Origin of the sequence: Hwanghaeella grinnelliae (assembly GCF_004005845.1) — a bacterium.
GTDB classification, from domain to species: domain Bacteria; phylum Pseudomonadota; class Alphaproteobacteria; order UBA8366; family Aestuariispiraceae; genus Hwanghaeella; species Hwanghaeella grinnelliae.
In genome coordinates, this window is record NZ_SADE01000002.1 from 103,628 (window position 1) to 120,967 (window position 17,340).

The window sequence follows — 17,340 nt, forward strand, 5'->3', positions numbered from 1 at the left end:
CCTCTATACTAACCTATTCGGTCAGCATTTCCTGGTACATTTCCGCGGCAATGGTTTCCCATTTCGCATACCACTCAATATCAACAGGCAGCTGAAGTTTCGCATTGTCCGGATGGGACGGCAGCGTTTTCGCAACTTCCTGGTCGATGGTCGGGTAGTCATAGGCGGCTTTGTTGGTCGGCCCGTAGGTGATGTATTTCGGCAGGTTCGCCTGATACTCGGCCTTCGAAATCTCGGCCAGGAACTTCATAGCCGTATCCTTGTTCGGCGCGCCCTTCGGGATGGCGAAGCAATCATAGTCCAGCAGCGCCTGATTGAAGCTGTAGGCGACCTTCGCGCCATCTTTCTTGGCATTGTCGAAACGACCGTTCCAACCGGTGGTCATGTCGACCTCACCGTCCTTCATCAACTGCGCATGCTGGGCGCCGGACGACCAGAAGACATCGATATGCGGCTTCAACTCGCGGATTTTGTCGAGCGCGCGCTCGATCCCTTCTTCGGACGACAGAACTTTATATACATCCTCCGGCGCGACACCGTCGGCCATCAGGGCGGGTTCTAGGGCCCCGGAGACCTTGCCGCGATAAGCGCGCTTGCCCGGGAATTTCTCAACGTCCCAGAAATCTGCCCAGCTTTGCGGCCCGTTTTCCCCATACGTGGCGGTGTTCCAAGCATAGACGGTCGAGAAAACGTCGCCGCCGACGCAGTACTTCATCTTCAGCGTCGGATAGAATGTCGACACGTCAATAAGGTTGTAATCCAATTCCTCGAGCAGACCTTCCGCACCCGCGCGCGAGGCGGAGCCGGAACCGCTGGCGACGATGTCCAGCGTCACGGCGCCGGTCTGAACCTGAAGGCGCACGTCGGACATGCCGCCATAGGTTTCTTCCTTGACCTCAATACCGGTTTTCGCCGATGCGGGCTGGAACAACGCCTTGCTCTGCGCTTCCTGATACGAACCGCCCCAGGACGCGATCGTGACCGAATCCGCGCTGGCGGCGGAAACGCCCATTGCCATCGTCGCGGCGACGGCGGTTGCGAGTAGTTTCTGCTTCATTCCTGTTCTCCTTGCTCGATAGGCTGTGTAGCCTATTCCCTTTTCGTTACGCCCTTGCGTCGAATCAAACTCGTGCCCGCAACGGCCTTTTCCCCGGCACTCGGTATAACCGTAGAAACATCACCCCCGAGTCTTCAATGCCTTCCGGCATTCCTGCTGGTCGCGCCAGCGGTACCAAGAGACAATCCAAGGCAAAAACCATGGATTACCGGTGTAGAAGGGCCGCGTCGGAAACGGCATCCCATCAAAGCCGGTCTTGCCTTCCGCCGACCCCAAAATTTTCTGTCCCGTGCGCATGCCCAGGTAACTGGCCATGGAAACACCAGACCCGCAGTAGCTGAGCGCGTGGTGGACCCGCCCGCGCGACCCGATATGGGCAAGTTCATCGAAACTATAGGCGACAGTGCCATGCCACGATCGTGAAATGCGCACATCCCTCAGCTGCGGGAATATTCTTGCCATATCCCGATGCAGCAAGGGACCGCTGATCCGCGGGTCAACCTCGTCCGCCGAAACCCGGCCGCCGAAAACGATGCGCTTTCGGTCCGGTGAAGCGCGGTAGTAATAGACGACACGGCAGGTGTCGCTGGCGATCCTGTCGGTAGGGAACAGTTCGTCGACCAAATCCGGGGCCAATTCCTCAGTCGCAATGATGTAACTACCGATCGGGATGATCCGGCGTTTAAGCCAGGGCGTGAGGTTGGTTGTATAGCCATTCGTGGCGACCACCACATCCCGTGCGCGAATTTCGCCCTTGGCGGTCACAACGCGAACGCAGTCGGCTTCTTCGATCAACCCGGTCGCCTCGCAATGGGGGACCAGAACAGCGCCCGCCGCTTCAACCTTGTTCAACATACCCCGATGGTATTTGGCCGGGTGGACAGAGGCATGACGGGAATAAACGACCCCGCCGTAGTACGCGTCCGTTCCCAATTCCCGCCGCTGTTCGGACCTCGGCACGACGACGGATTCGATCCCCTCTTCCCGCCGTCCCTGTTCGGCCGTGCGGACAAGGGCTTCATAATGGTCTGGGGTATGTGCCGCATGGAAACGACCAACGCGCCTGAAATCGCAGTCGATTTCTTCCTCGCGGATAAACTCTTCAATCCATTTGAGGGCATTGACCCCTTCCTGGCGAACGGCACGGGCTTTTTCGGCGCCGACCATTTTCGCCAAGGCCTCCTGGGTCGGCTTGATACTGGTGCTGATTTGGCCACCGTTCCGGGTGCTGCAGCCATGCCCCATATCCGCACTATCGATGACGACGGTCTTCCGGCCACCGCGTGCGGTCTGCAACGCCGCGCTCAGGCCGGTATAACCGGATCCGATGACAAGCACATCGGTGCTTTCCGGCAATTCTGCGGACCCGCCCGTGAAAGGGGCGACATCGTCCAGCCAGCTGGGTGTTTCCCTGTAATCGTCGGCAAAAACGCCATTGCCAGCCAGTGAACTTACTCGTTCCACCGCCGAAGAATCACTTGCCCCGTTTCCGGCCAACTGCCCGGACGCCCCCATTACGCTCGCCACAACACTCGCCACCTTGTTGCTGTTCTTAATTTCGATTTACAAGCGTTAGGTGGGTGACGAATAAAGTCAATTTAAATAGAGTTATATTAAATTTCGATTTACTTATAACCCAAGCTTCATCGTCGAGGTCGGGCAAGCGCGGCACAGCTCGATTCCTTGAACGGCACATGCCGGTTGCCGGATGGGGTGAACCGGCATTGATAACGGCCGCCGGGCCGCCGCTTGAGCCGATTGCCGGAGAACATTCGCCGACGGCGCCCGCCCGTGCCCCCCCCCGTGGGCTCTCCCGGGGGCTCTCCCGCGGGTTACCCATTAGTGGATGTCTTTGGCGGCCCCCATGGCGGCCTTCAGTTTTTCCACGTCGAAGCCCGGGGCCTGGGCGGCAGCAATGATCTTCGCCTCCCGCCGCGCGATAAGGTCGACGGCTGCCGGAATTTTCTTTACCGCCTCCAGCGGCACCATCACCGCCCCGTGACGGTCGGCATGGACAATATCGTTCGTCGACACCGTCAGGCCGTAGACCGTCACCTGACAGTCGATGTCGACGACGTGGACATAGGCATGGCTGGGACCGATCCGCCCACCCAACAGATTGAAACCCCGTGCGCTGTCCGTGACGTCCCGGAAAGATCCGTTGGTGACACAGCCGGCCACCCCCAATCCCTTGTGGATATTGGTCTGGACTTCCCCCCAGAAGGCGCCCGTCCCTGGCCTCGGATCGAGATCCTGGATGACGACAATGGCCGGCATGGGCTGTTGCGCGATATATTCGTAGTAGGCCGCTCGCTTCGCTGCGGTTTCGGCCGGCGACTCGTTTGGCGGCTCCGCTGCGCGGATCGTCGTGGTTCTTGCGAAACCGCAGATCGGCGGCAGGTCGGGATCGAGCGGGACAAGCGGTTCCGTCGTGAAACCGTGACCGCGCCGTTCCGGCATCACCTCTTCGAGCGCATTGCAAATGGTCGGCGTATCCCACTGGGTCAGCACGGCGAGGTCGTCCGCGGTGATATTTGTCATTCCACTCCCCTTGTTATAATTGCGCGCGATCAACGGCGCGTATTCCCGTACGTCATCTTGATGACGTATCCTTGCAAAGTCTACCGGCACGGCAGGAAAGGGTCCAATCACCGACGGGCAACCTTCAGAGAAGGGACTCTGGACGATTCAATTGCTATAAGGGCCTAAAGAACAGTCTGGGAGGATAAGGTCATGTCAGGGAACGCGGAATGGCTTGCGCAGGTGATCGAGGATCCGATCGATCCCGAAATACCCATATGCGACCCCCACCATCACCTGTGGGAGTTCCGTAACGAGCGCGTCTGGCACCGGTATCTTATGGACGAGATCCAGGCCGATCTGAAAAGCGGGCACAACATAACCTCCACCGTCTTTATCGAGTGCGGGGCCATGTACAAGCGAACCGGCCCGCCTGAATTGCGGGTGATCGGCGAGACCGAGTTCGTCAACGGCGTCGCCGCCATGAGCGCGTCGGGCCTTTATGGCGAAACCAGGGTCTGCGCGGGAATCATCGGCAACGCGGATTTTTGCCTGGGAAGTCCCGTCGCGGCCGTGCTGGAAGCGCATGAGGCGGCTGGCGGGGGCCGATTCCGCGGCATCCGTCACCAGGCTGCCTGGGATGCGGCCAGCGACCATATTCCCATCGGCCGGAACGTCCGGGGGCCGCATACCTATATGGACCCGAAGTTCCGCGAAGGCTTCGCCGAACTGGTCAAACGCGACTACAGTTTCGAAGCACTGGTCTACCACCCACAGATGCCCGAACTGCTCGACCTCGCCCGTACCTTCCCGAATGCGCGCATCGTCCTCAACCATTTCGGCTGCCCACTTGGGATCGGCCCCTATGCCGGCAAGCAGGCAGAGATATTTACCGTCTGGAAGGAGCAACTTCGCGCCCTTTCGGAATGCCCGAACGTGGTCGCCAAACTGGGTGGACTGGTGATGGAGCTGAACGGGTTCGGGTTCCACGAACAACCCCGACCGCCGACCAGCGCGGAATTGGCTGACGCGACAAAAGACTACTACGAGCATACGCTCGACTGTTTCGGGGTCGAGCGCTGCATGTTCGAGTCGAATTTTCCCGTCGACAAGGTATCGGCCAGCTATACGGTCATCTGGAATTCGTTCCAGCGGCTCGCGGCCAACTACAGCGCGGCTGAAAAGGCGGCGCTGTTTCACGACAACGCCGTCGCTTTCTATCGACTGGACGAAACGGCATAACAGGCGGCCGCACGACATGGCGGCGCGAGGCAGTCACTCAGGCATTCCAATAGAAAACGATCCGACCACGGCAACATCGGCGCTTTCCGGCAGGCCGAAGGCCGAGACCATCATTGCTCTTGTTACCCACTACGCAAAAGCGTTAGGTGGCGATATATAAAGTTGCTTTAAGCAGTGTAATGGGAAAATTCAATTTCCTTATACTTTAGGCTTCATCGTCGGGGGCGACATGCGGGTCAAAAGAAGGCATTTGGAAGTTTTTCACGCTTTGATGGAGGCTGGATCCGTCTCGCGCGCCGCCGAACGGCTCAACCTGACGCAACCCGCAGTCAGCCTTGCCCTATCGGCATTCGAGAAGGAATTGGGCTTCCCCCTTTTCCACCGGACGAAAGGGTATTTCGCCCCGACGGGCGAGGCACAGGCCCTGCATGCAGAGACCGAAGTCGGCCTGCTTGCGCTGACGCGGATCGAACGGCGCGCGGCGGAAATCTCGTCCGGTCGGGTGGGCAGTATCAGCATCGCAAGCAATGGCGCCGTGGCGATCAATCTGTTGCCCTGGCTGATCGCCGATTTTCAGAAATACTACCCTGAGATTTATGTGGATTTGAAGATACGCAGTTCGCGTCAAATTGCCATGTTCGCCAGTGGCAGACAGGTCGACATCGGTCTTATCGATGCACCGGTACCCGTCGCCGGGCTGGACACCACGATTTTCAAACTGCCCTGCGTGTGCGTTTTCCAGGAAGGGGACCCTCTGGGTAAGGAAGCGGTGATCCGCCCCGAAATGCTGGCCGGACGATCGATTATCGCGATTACGGGGGATCACACCGTGGACAAGGAAGTCGATTCCTTGGCGGCGGAAGCCGGCGTCCGGATCGAGCGGCGTGTATCCTGCTCCTACTTCGCGATTGCCCGAAATCTGGTCCGCGCCGGCGCCGGCATCGCCCTAATCGACGCCATAAACGGAACCCGGAAACTGGATGATGGAACCGATTGGCGCCCCTTCGAGCCCAGAATCCACTTCGAACTGGCCCTGATCACGCCGTCGGGCCAACCGATGGAAGCAGCCGCCAGCACGTTCTATACCGCCTTGGTGAAATACCTTTCCGCCTGCGCGGAATTCGCGGAGCCGGGCGACCTTGGCGAACTTTTCAACACCGATGGGGAACGGTAGGCGTAAACCTTGTCGAACTGGGTCATGCACCGTGATGATGAAAACGTGTTCGCCTGTTCTATGAGCCTTGGTCGCTTCTAGCGTCCCACTGCCGCAGTCAAACGCGCCATGCTTCGGTCATGCCATTTCGACAACAGCAGAAGCGACGCAACAGCGCCTGACAATGCAAGGAACATATCCGTTTGCGTATCCCAAGGGTCGCCCTGGGTCCCCAGGAATTCGTCGGCACCTTCCCCAAGAACGACGGCAGCGGCCCATTCGAGCAATTCATACAGCGCACTAAAGGCCAGACAGAAACAGACGACCAGAAACGGCAGCCACCGACTTCCTTTTAGCGGCGAGGTTCGGACAAGAATCTCCCTCGCCAACAATGCCGGGATGAACCCCTGCGCCAAATGGCCGATCCGATCATAGTGATTCCGAGTGAAATCGAAGACATCCTGCAACCAGAAGCCAAGCGGGACATTTGCGTAACTATAATGTCCGCCGACAAGCAATATCAGCGCATGCACGAAAAGCAGGACATAAACCAAAAAAGAGAGCGGAAAACGACCACTGGTGAGGACCAGCAAAGGCAAGCCGAGCATGACAGGCCAAACCTCCAGGAACCATGTCAGCCGGTCGAAGGGTCCAATGCCGCTGACGACCAGCGCCGCCGCGCACAGCAGAAGCAAAACGAATTCCAGCTTTTTTTGTGTTATCAACGGCTCTTCCTGGGCAGCGGCCTGTGGCATCCACGTCTCGGTATTCCCGTTCGGGATTGGCTCGGTCTTGCCGCGCCGCCTTTCCGCTATAGCGCACGAGCGGAGATCACTCCACCGACTTGCTCCTGAAGCGCCGCTGGAAAATGCCAACCAACAAGATATTGCGTCGGCACCGCTGCAAAAACTGAGCATCGGGGTCAAAAGGGGGGAAATGGTGGGCCTGGCAGGATTCGAACCCGCGACCAAACCGTTATGAGCGGTCCGCTCTAACCAACTGAGCTACAGGCCCCCACGTATCGATGATCCGGTCGACACCGAACCGAACCCGCGTATAGCAAAGCAGCACTGGGTATGCCAGCCAAAGGTTAATTTGCCAATAATCGACGAAACACGGTTGGAACCATCACCGTACTTCCTCAATCCTGCGGATGAAATCGCGCAGGATGATGCGCCATAATTCATCCTTCAGCAGCTTGTCCTCGATCCCCCCGTCCAGGTTGGGGTTGTCGTTCACTTCGATCACCACCGCCCTATCGTCGATCAATTTGCAGTCGACCCCGTAAAGCCCATCGCCGATTGGCCGCGCCGCGGCGAGCGCGGCGTCCAGGATGGCCGGCGGCACCTCCTCTATCGGTACCGTTGAAAAACCGCCTTCATCCGGGCCGCCTTTGGCGGCGTGATTGACGATCTGCCAATGCCCGCGCGCCATGAAGTATTTGGACGCGAAGAGGGGCGTCCCGTTCAAGATACCGATGCGCCAATCGAAATCGGTCCGCATGTATTCCTGGGCCAGGATCAGGTCGGAATGCTCCAGCATCTCCTTCGCCAGCACGATCATCTGGTCCTTGTCGTCCGCCCGTTTCACACCCTTTGAGAAGGCGCTGTCCGGCACTTTCAGGACGACGGGAAAATCGCTTTCCTTGGCGATGCGTTCCAGATTGTCCTTGTCGATCACGGCAGTCTTGGGGGCCGGGATGTTATGGGTACGGAACAATTCGGCCAGATAGACCTTGTTGGTGCAACGCAGGATCGACACGGAATCGTCCAAACACGGGATACCTTCCTGTTCCGCACGCTTGGCGAACCGATAGGTGTGATGGTCCAGCGCCGTCGTCTCGCGGATGAACAGCGCGTCGTATTCCGCCAACCGGGCGAGGTCACCCTTGCCGATCGTCTCCACCTTAACCCCCAGCGAGGCGCCGGCGCGGATCAAGCGTTCGATGCCAAGCTTGTTGGTCGGCGGCATCGCCTCTTTCGGATCCAACAGCACCGCCAGCGTATAACGCGGCGGACGCACCTGACCGGCCAACGGCCGGCTGCGTTTGGTATAGGCATCCAACCCCGACGCGAACAGGTCCCGGTCGGCCCCGCGCAAGGTGCGCCAGTTCGGCACGGTCACGTCACGGATGCGGAATATCGGCTTGCCGCGTTCGGTTTCCGCCTTTTCAAACTGAATTCGCAGAATCGGACAGCGGAAAGCATCGAAGACAACCCGCGCTAAATTCTTGAACCGCGCGTCCGCGGCCATGCCGAAGCAAACCGTGATCGGTCCTTGGGGGTCATCTTCCGCCGGGTCGTTGCTTTTCCGCCCGACCAGCGCCTTGGTCAGCAGCCGTTCCAGGTCGCCCAGCGCCCGCCGGTAAATGCGTTTCCAGCCGACCCAAAGCATCGCTTCCGCCGAGGGCAGAATTTTGTCGCCACGCGCTTCGGCGGTCAGGGCGCAATAGTACCCTTTGCTTAAATAGCTGTAGTCGGTGCACAGATTGACCAGGCGCGTGCGCGTGGAATAGGGCTTGTCCCGCCCCAAATAGTCGCGCGCGGAAATGATTTCCCGGCCAGGACCGGCAAAGGGAAAGTCCTTCGGGTCGTCCAGAATGAAGACGGTTCGGCTCACAGCCTTTCCTCCGATCAGGTATTTTGAATAACGATAGCCGCCCGCTGCTTGGCACGGCCGTATCGAGACATCCGTTCGAAATCTTCGCGCGGGATGGGCAGCGCCATACGGTCGGTCTGACTTTGGATCACATCTGGGTCGACGAAGGGATCGTGGACATAGACGAAGCGGTCGTCCAAACCGACCACCACAACCCAATGCGGCACCTTTTCACGGTCGAGCGCATAGGTGGAAATGAGGACGATCGGCACGCCGCCCTTTGCGACGACGGCCTGCAATTCCTTCAAGGTCAGCGGCCAGCTTTTCACCGGAATTTTCCGCGCCTTCAGTTGCGCAAGATAGTCTTCCTGCACAAGGCGGATGATTTCCTTCTTGGCCGGGGCGCGCACCGAATCCACGAACATCACATCCGGGTCGTGGACATTAAGGCCGACCTTGAACCCCCTATCGGCCGCCGCCAGGGCCATGCCATAGGGCGAGCAGCCTGCAGGCCCGCGCGTCATGAAGACGGTCGTCGATTCCCGCCACAGGCGAAGCTCCTCGACCCGCGTGGGTTCGGTACCCGGCTTCAACGCGGCGAAGGCCATCAGCAAACAAGCGGGCCCGCAGGTGAAATTCAGGCTTTGAGGATAATAGGGAAATTTCTCCAGCCCCGGCGGCGGCTTGCCGGCAAGCGCCTTTTCGAAGCGCAGGGCGTCGGCCCCGTCCTCGTAATAGTCCTCAATCCGCCCGAAGGGACGGAAGCCCGCCTGACGGTATAGTTCAATCGCCCGATCGTTCCCGGCATTGACCTCCAGGCGAAGGAAAGCCGCCTCTTCCCCGGCCGCGTCTTCGGCGGCGCCGAGAAGTTTGCGGGCATAGCCGTGACCGCGCTGAGTCGGCAGAACCGCGAGGGAATAGAGCCTGGCCAAGGACGTGCCGCGATGAAACAGCACCATGGCATAACCGATGATCCCGCCTGACGGGTCACACAAGACGCGCGTCGCCTGATGCCCCTTCGTCAGAAGATGACGGAAGCTTCGGCGGCTGATCCGGTCGGTTTCGAAACAGGCGTCCTCGCAGGCGACGAGGGCATCCACGTCGTCGATTGTCGCGGGTCGAATATCGTAAGCGGCTAGAATGCCATCCATCTTTTGGGCTTTCGGACCGGTTCTTTCGCGCTGTCGCGAAATCGGGTCCGTTAAATCAAGTGCGCGCTATAATACCATTTTGCCTTGCCGCATAGCGGAATTCCGTTGCATGCAGTGCACGGGCGCCAACACATTCCTGCATGGCTTGCGGAACCGCGCGTCGCCGTCAGCGCCCCGCCGCGGCAAGCGTGATCGAAACCGCCTGATGCAAGGGGGTCGGTTCCGCCGTGATGCCAAGACCGACGGAAAAATGCCCCTGTTCCCTGACCCACCAATTGCCGGCCGGAATATTCCAACGGCGGATAAGCTCTCGGCCGGAGTTGAAGGGCGTGATTTCATCCATCGTGCCTAACGCGGCGCAGATGCGGTCCGGCGGAATGCACGGGCTATCTGCCGCATCCAGAAGCCGTGCCCAATGCGCCACCGTTTCCTCGGTCCAGCCAGCTTCGTTCAGTTTTTTCGGGACGCCCATCTGTCCGGTCAAGGACCCGCGGAAAGCGACATCGGCCAGCGATGCGGCGGGCGCGATAAGCAAGGCGCTGTCCGGCCGAGCCTCTTTCGGCCAGTTTCCCGACCAACTCAACAATTGCATGGTGGTCAGTGCGCCCAGGCTGGTCCCGACCAAAAGCACCGGCCCCGGGTCACGGCCCGCCGCGATATCCCGTTGCCGAGCCCAGGCGATCAACCGCCCCACTTCTCGAACATGGGTCCAGGAATAATCCAGCAATCCGCCGACGCCGCGGGCCAAAATAGGCTCCCCGCCATAGCGGCCGGGCAAGGCACGGCGCGTATGCCAGGGACCGTGCGGTTCGACCACGCGGAAGCCCTGGTCCAGAACCCAATTGGCAATCGCCGGATGTTCCCCCCATTGTTCCGTTTCCATGCCGATCCCATGCAGAAACAACACGGTGGCGCGTGGCGGCTTGTCCGTCCGCTCCAGAACGCGCGCCTCAGCCGGCAGCAAGTCCTTCGCGCCGATCGGCGGGGTAAAGCGCAGCCAGCGGAACACCGTTTCGCCGACAGCCACGGCCCGGCTTTCCGAAACCGGCGTGTCCAGTTCGGGCAGGAATCCGCCAATCGGATCGGCAAGGCGCGCCCTGTGCCGGACCGATACGACTTCTTCATCCTCAATCGCGAAACGGGCAGCCGGGAAGGACCTTTCCAAATGGCCAGGCAGAAACGCGGCGCGTAGCCCCATGAAAGCGCGAGAATGTCGAAGCCGGGCGCGTTCAAGCCGTACAAGCGTGTCATCCGCACCGTCAACGGGGCCGAACAAGCCGTCTTCCCAATGGGCCAGCGCGTCCGCATAGCGGTCGGCAGCCTTAACCGTCATCCGCAATAAACCCGTGGGGACGGACCGGCGGCCCGGACCGTCATTCAGGTTGGCGACAAATCTATCCTGGTCACCCCCGGCGACGACAGCCGCAGCCCAGGCCGCTGACAAGGGGAAGAAAAGGCGGGAAATCGCGGGTGTCGCCACCCGGTCGAACCAGGGACGGGAAATGAAAGAGACAAGGGAACGCTCGACAGGATTAAGCATTGACGCGCTGTGCCCTGTCGACCGCCATCGGTCCCCACCCAAATTCGGGTTTAATAGTCGAGGAAGCTGCGCAGTTTCCGGCTGCGCGACGGATGCTTCAGCTTCCGCAGCGCCTTCGCTTCGATCTGACGGATACGTTCGCGGGTGACCTTGAACTGTTGGCCGACCTCTTCCAGCGTATGGTCGGTGTTCATGCCGATGCCGAAGCGCATGCGCAGCACGCGTTCTTCACGCGGCGTCAACGAGGCCAAGACACGCGTCGTCGTTTCCCGCAGGTTGGATTGGATCGCCGCATCCGCCGGCAGAATTGCGTTCTTGTCCTCGATGAAATCGCCGAGATGGCTGTCTTCCTCGTCCCCGATTGGGGTTTCAAGGCTGATCGGCTCCTTGGCGATCTTCAGAACCTTGCGGACCTTTTCCAGCGGCATGTGCAGCTTTTCGGCCAACTCTTCCGGCGTCGGCTCGCGGCCGATTTCGTGCAGCATTTGACGCGAGGTGCGGACCAGCTTGTTGATCGTTTCAATCATATGGACCGGAATACGGATGGTCCGGGCCTGGTCGGCGATCGATCGCGTGATCGCCTGCCGAATCCACCAGGTCGCATAGGTCGAGAACTTGTAGCCGCGGCGGTATTCGAACTTATCGACCGCCTTCATCAGGCCGATATTCCCTTCCTGGATCAGATCCAGGAACTGCAGGCCGCGATTGGTGTATTTTTTGGCGATGGAAATAACCAAGCGCAGGTTGGCCTCGACCATTTCCTTCTTGGCGCGCGCCGCTTCGCGTTCGCCCTGCTGGACGGTCGACGTAATGCGCCGGAATTCCCCGATCGGCATGGCGGCGTCTTCGGTGATTTCCGCCACGTCGTTCCGAATGTTTTCGATTTTCCGACGGCTGCGTTCGACGAAAGCCGCCCAATTCTTGTTAACGCCCGCGACCTCGTCGACCCAGTTCGGGTCGAGTTCGTTGCCGTAGTATTTTTCCAGGAAGTCCTCGCGTTTGACCTTGGAATCGAGCGCGAGACGCAGCAGCTTTCCTTCCGAGGCGGTCAGCCGCTTGTTAAGCTGGTAGAGTTCTTCGACCAGCTGTTCGATCCGCATATTGTTCAAACGGACGGATTTCAGAAGCTCGATCAGCTCTTTCTTGTGCTTTTCATAGGTCCGTTCCGTCGACGCCGACGCGGATTCACCCTTCTGCAGCGATTGCAAACGCTTGTCCTGGGCCCGTTGCAGCTTGGCATAGGTCGAGGCGATCTGCTCAAAGGTTTCAAGGACCGTCGGCTTCAGAAGCTGTTCCATGGCCGCAAGGGACATGTTGTTGTCTTCGCCGTCCTCGTCCGACTCTTCGCCGTCCTCGTCCTCACCCTCGGCCTTTTCGGAGGATTCGTCCTCTTCTTCGTCGTCGTCTTCATCGTCGGACTCGGCGCCGGGTGCCGCACCGGCAACGCCGGGCACCAATTCGTTTTCACCGTCCGGCCCGCCGCTCATCGTGGCGTCCAAATCGATGACATCGCGAAGCAACATCAATTCTTCAACGAGGGAGTCGTGCCATTCGGTGATCGCGCGCATGGTCAGCGGGCTTTCACAAAGCGCGCCGATCATCTTCTCGCGCCCGGCCTCGATCCGTTTCGCAATGGCGATTTCGCCTTCGCGGGACAGCAGTTCGACCGAGCCCATTTCACGCAGATACATTCGGACCGGATCGTCAGTCCGACCGACATCGTCATCGGCAATATTGCCGGCGGCCGATTGGCTTGTTTCGGTTTCGCTTTCCCCGGCGGGTTCGGCCTCGTTATCGGATTCTTCCGTATCGACGACATTGATGCCCATTTCGGACAACATCGTCATCGTGTCTTCGATCTGTTCGGAAGAAACCTGCTCCTGCGGAAGCGCCGCGTTCAGCTCGTCGATAGAGATGAAGCCCCGCTCCTTCGCCTTCGCCACAAGCTTTTTGACAGCTTGTTCGATAACGTCCAACAGGGGGCCGTCGGTCTGCTCATCACCGGATTCGGAACGATCAGTCGCTTCTGCTTTTGTTGCCATTAGCTATTTCCCTACCGCCTATCCGCCATGCGATATTGACGCATAATCCTCGTCAACGACCAAATACCGCGGCCGTCCGCCAGGCATTTGACCCTACCGTGACCGCACATTCCGGCGTTGCAGAAGGCGGCACACAAAAAACTATTGCGACGACACTCTAAAGAATGTCGTCCTCTCCGTCGCACAAATCCCTTTCACCGTCCGAAAACGTGTCGTGAAAGGCAACCACCCGAGCCTCGGCCACTTCATCACTAGCCCCGCGAGCTGCCGTTTCCAACTCACTCTGAAGAGTTTCCTGGGAGCGAAGGCGCAGGATGTGTTCGATCAGCGATCTGGCTTCCGCGTCGGGCGCGTCGGCCCGTGCCTGCCGGGCCAAGTCCAGAACCTCACGATTGCGGACCAACCGCAAGAGCTGCTCGCTCCCATGTTCAGCGAAGTGGTGGTTAATGGCCTCGACGTCAAGATCTACCCCGATGGTCGTGATGTTCTGAAGCGCTAGCAATAGCTTGTCAAGATCGGCATCGAACTCCACCAGCCGCAAATCCTCGTCGAAATCCGGCAACAAAGCGGGATGGTTAAGCAGCGCGGCGAGAAGAACCTGCTGCCGGCGGCGCGACATTCCGGGCTTCAAACGCATGATTCGCTTGGATTGGGGCTGTTGGAATGGGCGTCCATTCGCGGATCGGCCGTTGCCGCCACCGGCACGGAACCCGCCGCGCCCCCCCGTCTTGCCTTGCCCGCCGCGGTTCTGGCGAAACGCCGACCAGGCCCTGTCGTTGAAGGTTCTGAAATATTCGCGCCGGACGCTTTCGTCCTCGATCTGCCCCGCAAGTTTCTTCAAACGATCTTCCAGTGCGGCACGCCGTTCGGGCGTATCCACCGGCTGATTTCCCACTTCGGACCGCCAAAGGACAAGGTCCAACGGTTCTGCCGTGTCGACCTGTGTCGTGATCGCTTTCGCCCCCTGGCCGCGCACCAGCGTATCGGGATCCTCACCCGCCGGCAGGAAGGCGAAGCGAAGGCTCTTTCCGGGTTTCAGCAGCGGCAAAGCCCGTTCCGCCGCCCGCAGGGCTGCCCGCAAACCGGCATCGTCCCCATCCAGACACAGGACCGGCTCGTCCGAGAAACGCCATAGAAGCTGCAATTGGTGTTCGGTAATCGCGGTGCCCAACGGAGCGACCGCCGCGTCCAACCCGTATTCGGCCAGCGCGATCACATCCATATACCCTTCAACGACCAGTACGGTCTGGCCGTCATGGGCGGCTTGCCTCGCGTTTTGCAAGTTGTAGAGGGTTCGCCCCTTGTCGAAGAGCACCGTATCCGGGGAATTGACGTATTTGCCGACGCCGGCCGCCTTCGCGTCGCCCATGAATCGCCCACCGAAGGCGATGACCCGGCCGCGGGCATCCAAAATCGGGAATTGGATACGGTCGCGGAAAAACGCATAGGGGCTGCGGCCGCCGTCCGATCGGCGCATCAAACCCGTTTCCATCAGGACCTGCTCGGGGATGCCCGCCTTGGTCATCGCATCCTTGAAGCCCCCGCTATCGCCCGGCGCATATCCCAGCCGGAACGCGGCAATGGTTTCATCCTTCAAGCCGCGGTCCCGCAAATATTTTAACGCTTCCCGCCCGGCTTCAGACCGCAACGCGCGCTGGAAATAGCCGCACGCCGCTTCTGTCGCGTCGGTTAGCCCGCCGCGGCGTTCGTCGGCTGCTTTTTGTTCCGGCGTCCGTTCCGGCATATCCAGGCCGGCATCGGTGGCCAAGCGCTCAACCGCTTCGGGGAAGGACAGCCCTTCCAGCTTCATCAGCCAGGAAAAATGATCGCCGTGTTCACCGCTTGAGAAACAGTGAAAGAAGCCTTTGTCTTCTCGGACATGGAAGGAGGGCGACTTTTCGTTCACGAAAGGGGACAGGCCCCACCAATCGTCTCGGCCGCGCTGTTTCAACTGGACACGCCGACCGACCAGGCCGCTCAAGGAGACCCGCGCTCTCACTTCATCCAGAAACCCAGGGGGAAACGCCATAACCTATGCCTTCGCGGCTTAGCCAACCGCCGTCCGTCGCCCACCGAAACGGCAGGCAGAAAAGTAGACCACAGGGGGCGGAGAAAAAGTACCGTCAAATCGGGGCGTCGGCCATGGCGATCAAAATTCGGCGAATAAGGTCGCCCGGCCGTTGACGCCGGATTAGGAGAGGCTGGCCTTGACCAGGCCGGCGGCCTTACCGAAATCCATCTGTCCGGCGAATCGGGTCCGCAACTCCGCCATCACGTTCCCCATTTCCTTTAGACCGGACGCCCCCAATTCCCTGATCAGCCCGTCGATCGCGGCCTTCATTTCGGCTTCGTCCATCTGCTTCGGCAAGAAGCGTTCTATGACGACGATCTCGCCGCGCTCGCCTTCCGCCAATTCAAGGCGCCCGCCTTGTTCGTACATCGTGATACTTTCCCGGCGCTGCTTGATCATCGTCTGCAGCATCAACAAAAGCTCATCATCGCTGATTCCTTCGGTCGCGCCCTTGCCGCGGGCTGCGATGTCGCGGTCCTTGATCGCCGCCAGGATCAGCCGCAGCGTCCTGGTGCTGACGGTGTCCTTCGACCTTACCGAATCCTTGAGAGCCTGATTGATGGAATCGCGCAATGCCGACATATCCCCTCCACACTATTCCCGTATACGGGCCATCGTACCCTTGCCCGGCAAGCGAGAGACCCTAATGGAAAGCGTCTTGACCCGCAACCATTGCCATTCCGGTAAGCACCTGAAATTGAATGATAATTTTATTTCGTGCCATCTTGATTTTTAGGCTGCACCGGCATAAGAGTCTGCGGCGATGCGCTAAAGGACTGATTTCGATGACAGACACCGCTTCCGGGATGACGCCTCCTCCAGGCGCCACAGCCGTTCTTGTGCTTGCAGACGGCAGCGTCTTTTGGGGGCGCGGCATTGGCGCCGCCACTGCCAAGGTCGGCGAGGTTTGCTTCAACACCTCGCTTACCGGGTATCAGGAAATCATGACCGACCCTTCCTATGCGGGAGAAATCATTACTTTCACCTTCCCGCATATCGGCAATGTGGGCGCCAATCTGGAAGACATCGAATCGACGACGCCGGCCGCGCGCGGCTGCATCCTGCGCGCCGATATCACCGAGCCGTCTAATTTCCGGGCCATCAGCCATCTGGACGGCTGGCTGAAAGCGCACGACTTGCCGGGCATCGCCGGCATCGACACACGCAAGCTGACCCGTCGCATCAGGGACGGCGGCGCGCCTAACGGCGTTATCGTCCATGCGCCCGACGGCGCCTTCGACATACCGGCCCTGGTGAAACAGGCCCAGGAATGGCCGGGCCTGGAGGGTATGGACCTCGCCAAAGAAGTTACCTGCCTGCAGACCTATGAGTGGTCCGAGACCGCTTGGACGCTGGGCCAAGGATACGGACAGCTCACCGACCCGAAATTCCATGTCGTGGCGGTCGATTACGGCGCGAAACGCAATATCCTGCGTTGCCTTGCCGATCTGGGCTGCCGGGTGACGGTGGTTCCCGCAACCTCGACCGGCGAAGACATCCTGCGACATCAACCGGACGGCGTCTTCCTGTCGAACGGTCCGGGCGATCCTGCCGAAACCGGCAAATACGCCGTGCCCGCGATCAAGCAGATCCTGGCTCAAGACATCCCAATCTTCGGTATCTGCCTGGGTCACCAGTTGCTGGCCCTGGCGCTTGGTGCCGAAACGAAGAAAATGGATCGGGGCCACCGCGGTGGGAACCATCCGGTCAAGGATCTTCAGACCGGGAAGGTCGAGATCACCAGCCAGAACCATGGCTTCGTCGTGCGGGACGACAATCTGCCCGACGGCGTGGAACAGACCCATGTCTCCCTGTTCGACGGAACGCTTGAAGGCATACGGTTAAAGGGCCGTCCGGTCTTTTCGGTGCAGTATCACCCGGAAGCCTCACCAGGTCCTCAGGACTCGCATTATCTGTTCCTGCGGTTCGTGAACATGCTGGAAGAGCGCAAAGTCCCAGCCTAAAC

Annotated in this window: 13 protein-coding genes and 1 tRNA gene; 3 read left to right on the top strand and 11 right to left on the bottom strand. The window is 59.8% G+C overall.

Annotated features, from left to right (window positions below):
* Positions 1-13: 13 nt before the first annotated feature.
* The 3 genes from EOI86_RS11210 to EOI86_RS11220 form a co-directional block, all read right to left on the bottom strand.
* Complete coding sequence (locus tag EOI86_RS11210) at positions 14-1,057, bottom strand: ABC transporter substrate-binding protein (protein ID WP_193555785.1); 1,044 nt, start codon at positions 1,055-1,057, stop codon at positions 14-16.
* Between the two features lie 120 nt (positions 1,058-1,177).
* Complete coding sequence (locus tag EOI86_RS11215) at positions 1,178-2,521, bottom strand: NAD(P)/FAD-dependent oxidoreductase (RefSeq protein WP_205032175.1); 1,344 nt, start codon at positions 2,519-2,521, stop codon at positions 1,178-1,180.
* A gap of 375 nt (positions 2,522-2,896) precedes the next feature.
* Complete coding sequence (locus EOI86_RS11220) at positions 2,897-3,598, bottom strand: RraA family protein (protein ID WP_127765307.1); 702 nt, start codon at positions 3,596-3,598, stop codon at positions 2,897-2,899.
* A 192-nt stretch (positions 3,599-3,790) separates the two neighbouring features.
* On the opposite strand from EOI86_RS11220, the gene EOI86_RS11225 reads away from it, so the two are divergent.
* Both EOI86_RS11225 and EOI86_RS11230 read left to right on the top strand, forming a co-directional pair.
* The gene (locus EOI86_RS11225) at positions 3,791-4,819 is read left to right on the top strand and encodes an amidohydrolase family protein (RefSeq protein WP_127765308.1); all 1,029 of its coding nucleotides are present in this window, start codon (positions 3,791-3,793) and stop codon (positions 4,817-4,819) included.
* A 229-nt stretch (positions 4,820-5,048) separates the two neighbouring features.
* Complete coding sequence (locus tag EOI86_RS11230; protein ID WP_127765309.1) at positions 5,049-5,993, top strand: LysR family transcriptional regulator; 945 nt, start codon at positions 5,049-5,051, stop codon at positions 5,991-5,993.
* Between the two features lie 77 nt (positions 5,994-6,070).
* Here the strand turns inward: EOI86_RS11230 and EOI86_RS11235 are convergent, their stop codons facing one another.
* From EOI86_RS11235 to EOI86_RS11270, 8 genes are all read right to left on the bottom strand, one after another.
* Positions 6,071-6,697 carry a DUF2238 domain-containing protein gene (locus EOI86_RS11235; protein ID WP_205032177.1) on the bottom strand — a complete coding sequence of 209 codons (627 nt, stop codon included), beginning with the start codon at positions 6,695-6,697 and terminating at the stop codon, positions 6,071-6,073.
* A 212-nt stretch (positions 6,698-6,909) separates the two neighbouring features.
* Positions 6,910-6,986 (bottom strand) — tRNA-Ile (locus EOI86_RS11240).
* 114 nt (positions 6,987-7,100) lie between these two features.
* The gene (locus EOI86_RS11245; protein WP_127765311.1) at positions 7,101-8,591 is read right to left on the bottom strand and encodes a RimK family protein; all 1,491 of its coding nucleotides are present in this window, start codon (positions 8,589-8,591) and stop codon (positions 7,101-7,103) included.
* Between the two features lie 14 nt (positions 8,592-8,605).
* Positions 8,606-9,721 carry a GNAT family N-acetyltransferase/peptidase C39 family protein gene (locus EOI86_RS11250; RefSeq protein ID WP_205032178.1) on the bottom strand — a complete coding sequence of 372 codons (1,116 nt, stop codon included), beginning with the start codon at positions 9,719-9,721 and terminating at the stop codon, positions 8,606-8,608.
* A gap of 166 nt (positions 9,722-9,887) precedes the next feature.
* Positions 9,888-11,261 (bottom strand): alpha/beta fold hydrolase, encoded by a 1,374-nt coding sequence (locus EOI86_RS11255; RefSeq protein ID WP_127765313.1) that lies wholly within the window; start codon positions 11,259-11,261, stop codon positions 9,888-9,890.
* Positions 11,262-11,311: 50 nt separating this feature from the next.
* Positions 11,312-13,303, bottom strand: a complete 1,992-nt coding sequence (gene rpoD / locus EOI86_RS11260) for an RNA polymerase sigma factor RpoD (protein WP_127765314.1) — start codon at positions 13,301-13,303, stop codon at positions 11,312-11,314.
* A gap of 157 nt (positions 13,304-13,460) precedes the next feature.
* Complete coding sequence (dnaG, locus tag EOI86_RS11265; protein WP_127765315.1) at positions 13,461-15,332, bottom strand: DNA primase; 1,872 nt, start codon at positions 15,330-15,332, stop codon at positions 13,461-13,463.
* 162 nt (positions 15,333-15,494) lie between these two features.
* Positions 15,495-15,956 carry a GatB/YqeY domain-containing protein gene (locus EOI86_RS11270; RefSeq protein WP_127765316.1) on the bottom strand — a complete coding sequence of 154 codons (462 nt, stop codon included), beginning with the start codon at positions 15,954-15,956 and terminating at the stop codon, positions 15,495-15,497.
* A gap of 203 nt (positions 15,957-16,159) precedes the next feature.
* On the opposite strand from EOI86_RS11270, the gene carA reads away from it, so the two are divergent.
* Positions 16,160-17,338, top strand: a complete 1,179-nt coding sequence (gene carA / locus EOI86_RS11275; RefSeq protein ID WP_127765317.1) for a glutamine-hydrolyzing carbamoyl-phosphate synthase small subunit — start codon at positions 16,160-16,162, stop codon at positions 17,336-17,338.
* Positions 17,339-17,340: the final 2 nt, after the last annotated feature.

What these genes read in the sequence shown, in the direction of transcription:
- EOI86_RS11210 (WP_193555785.1), bottom strand. Translation starts at nt 1,057, where the DNA reads ATGAAGCAGAAACTACTCGCAACCGCCGTCGCCGCGACGATGGCAATG.
- EOI86_RS11220 (WP_127765307.1), bottom strand. Translation starts at nt 3,598, where the DNA reads ATGACAAATATCACCGCGGACGACCTCGCCGTGCTGACCCAGTGGGAT.
- EOI86_RS11225 (WP_127765308.1), top strand. Translation starts at nt 3,791, where the DNA reads ATGTCAGGGAACGCGGAATGGCTTGCGCAGGTGATCGAGGATCCGATC.
- EOI86_RS11230 (WP_127765309.1), top strand. Translation starts at nt 5,049, where the DNA reads ATGCGGGTCAAAAGAAGGCATTTGGAAGTTTTTCACGCTTTGATGGAG.
- EOI86_RS11250 (WP_205032178.1), bottom strand. Translation starts at nt 9,721, where the DNA reads ATGGATGGCATTCTAGCCGCTTACGATATTCGACCCGCGACAATCGAC.
- EOI86_RS11255 (WP_127765313.1), bottom strand. Translation starts at nt 11,261, where the DNA reads ATGCTTAATCCTGTCGAGCGTTCCCTTGTCTCTTTCATTTCCCGTCCC.
- rpoD (WP_127765314.1), bottom strand. Translation starts at nt 13,303, where the DNA reads ATGGCAACAAAAGCAGAAGCGACTGATCGTTCCGAATCCGGTGATGAG.
- dnaG (WP_127765315.1), bottom strand. Translation starts at nt 15,332, where the DNA reads ATGGCGTTTCCCCCTGGGTTTCTGGATGAAGTGAGAGCGCGGGTCTCC.
- EOI86_RS11270 (WP_127765316.1), bottom strand. Translation starts at nt 15,956, where the DNA reads ATGTCGGCATTGCGCGATTCCATCAATCAGGCTCTCAAGGATTCGGTA.
- carA (WP_127765317.1), top strand. Translation starts at nt 16,160, where the DNA reads ATGACAGACACCGCTTCCGGGATGACGCCTCCTCCAGGCGCCACAGCC.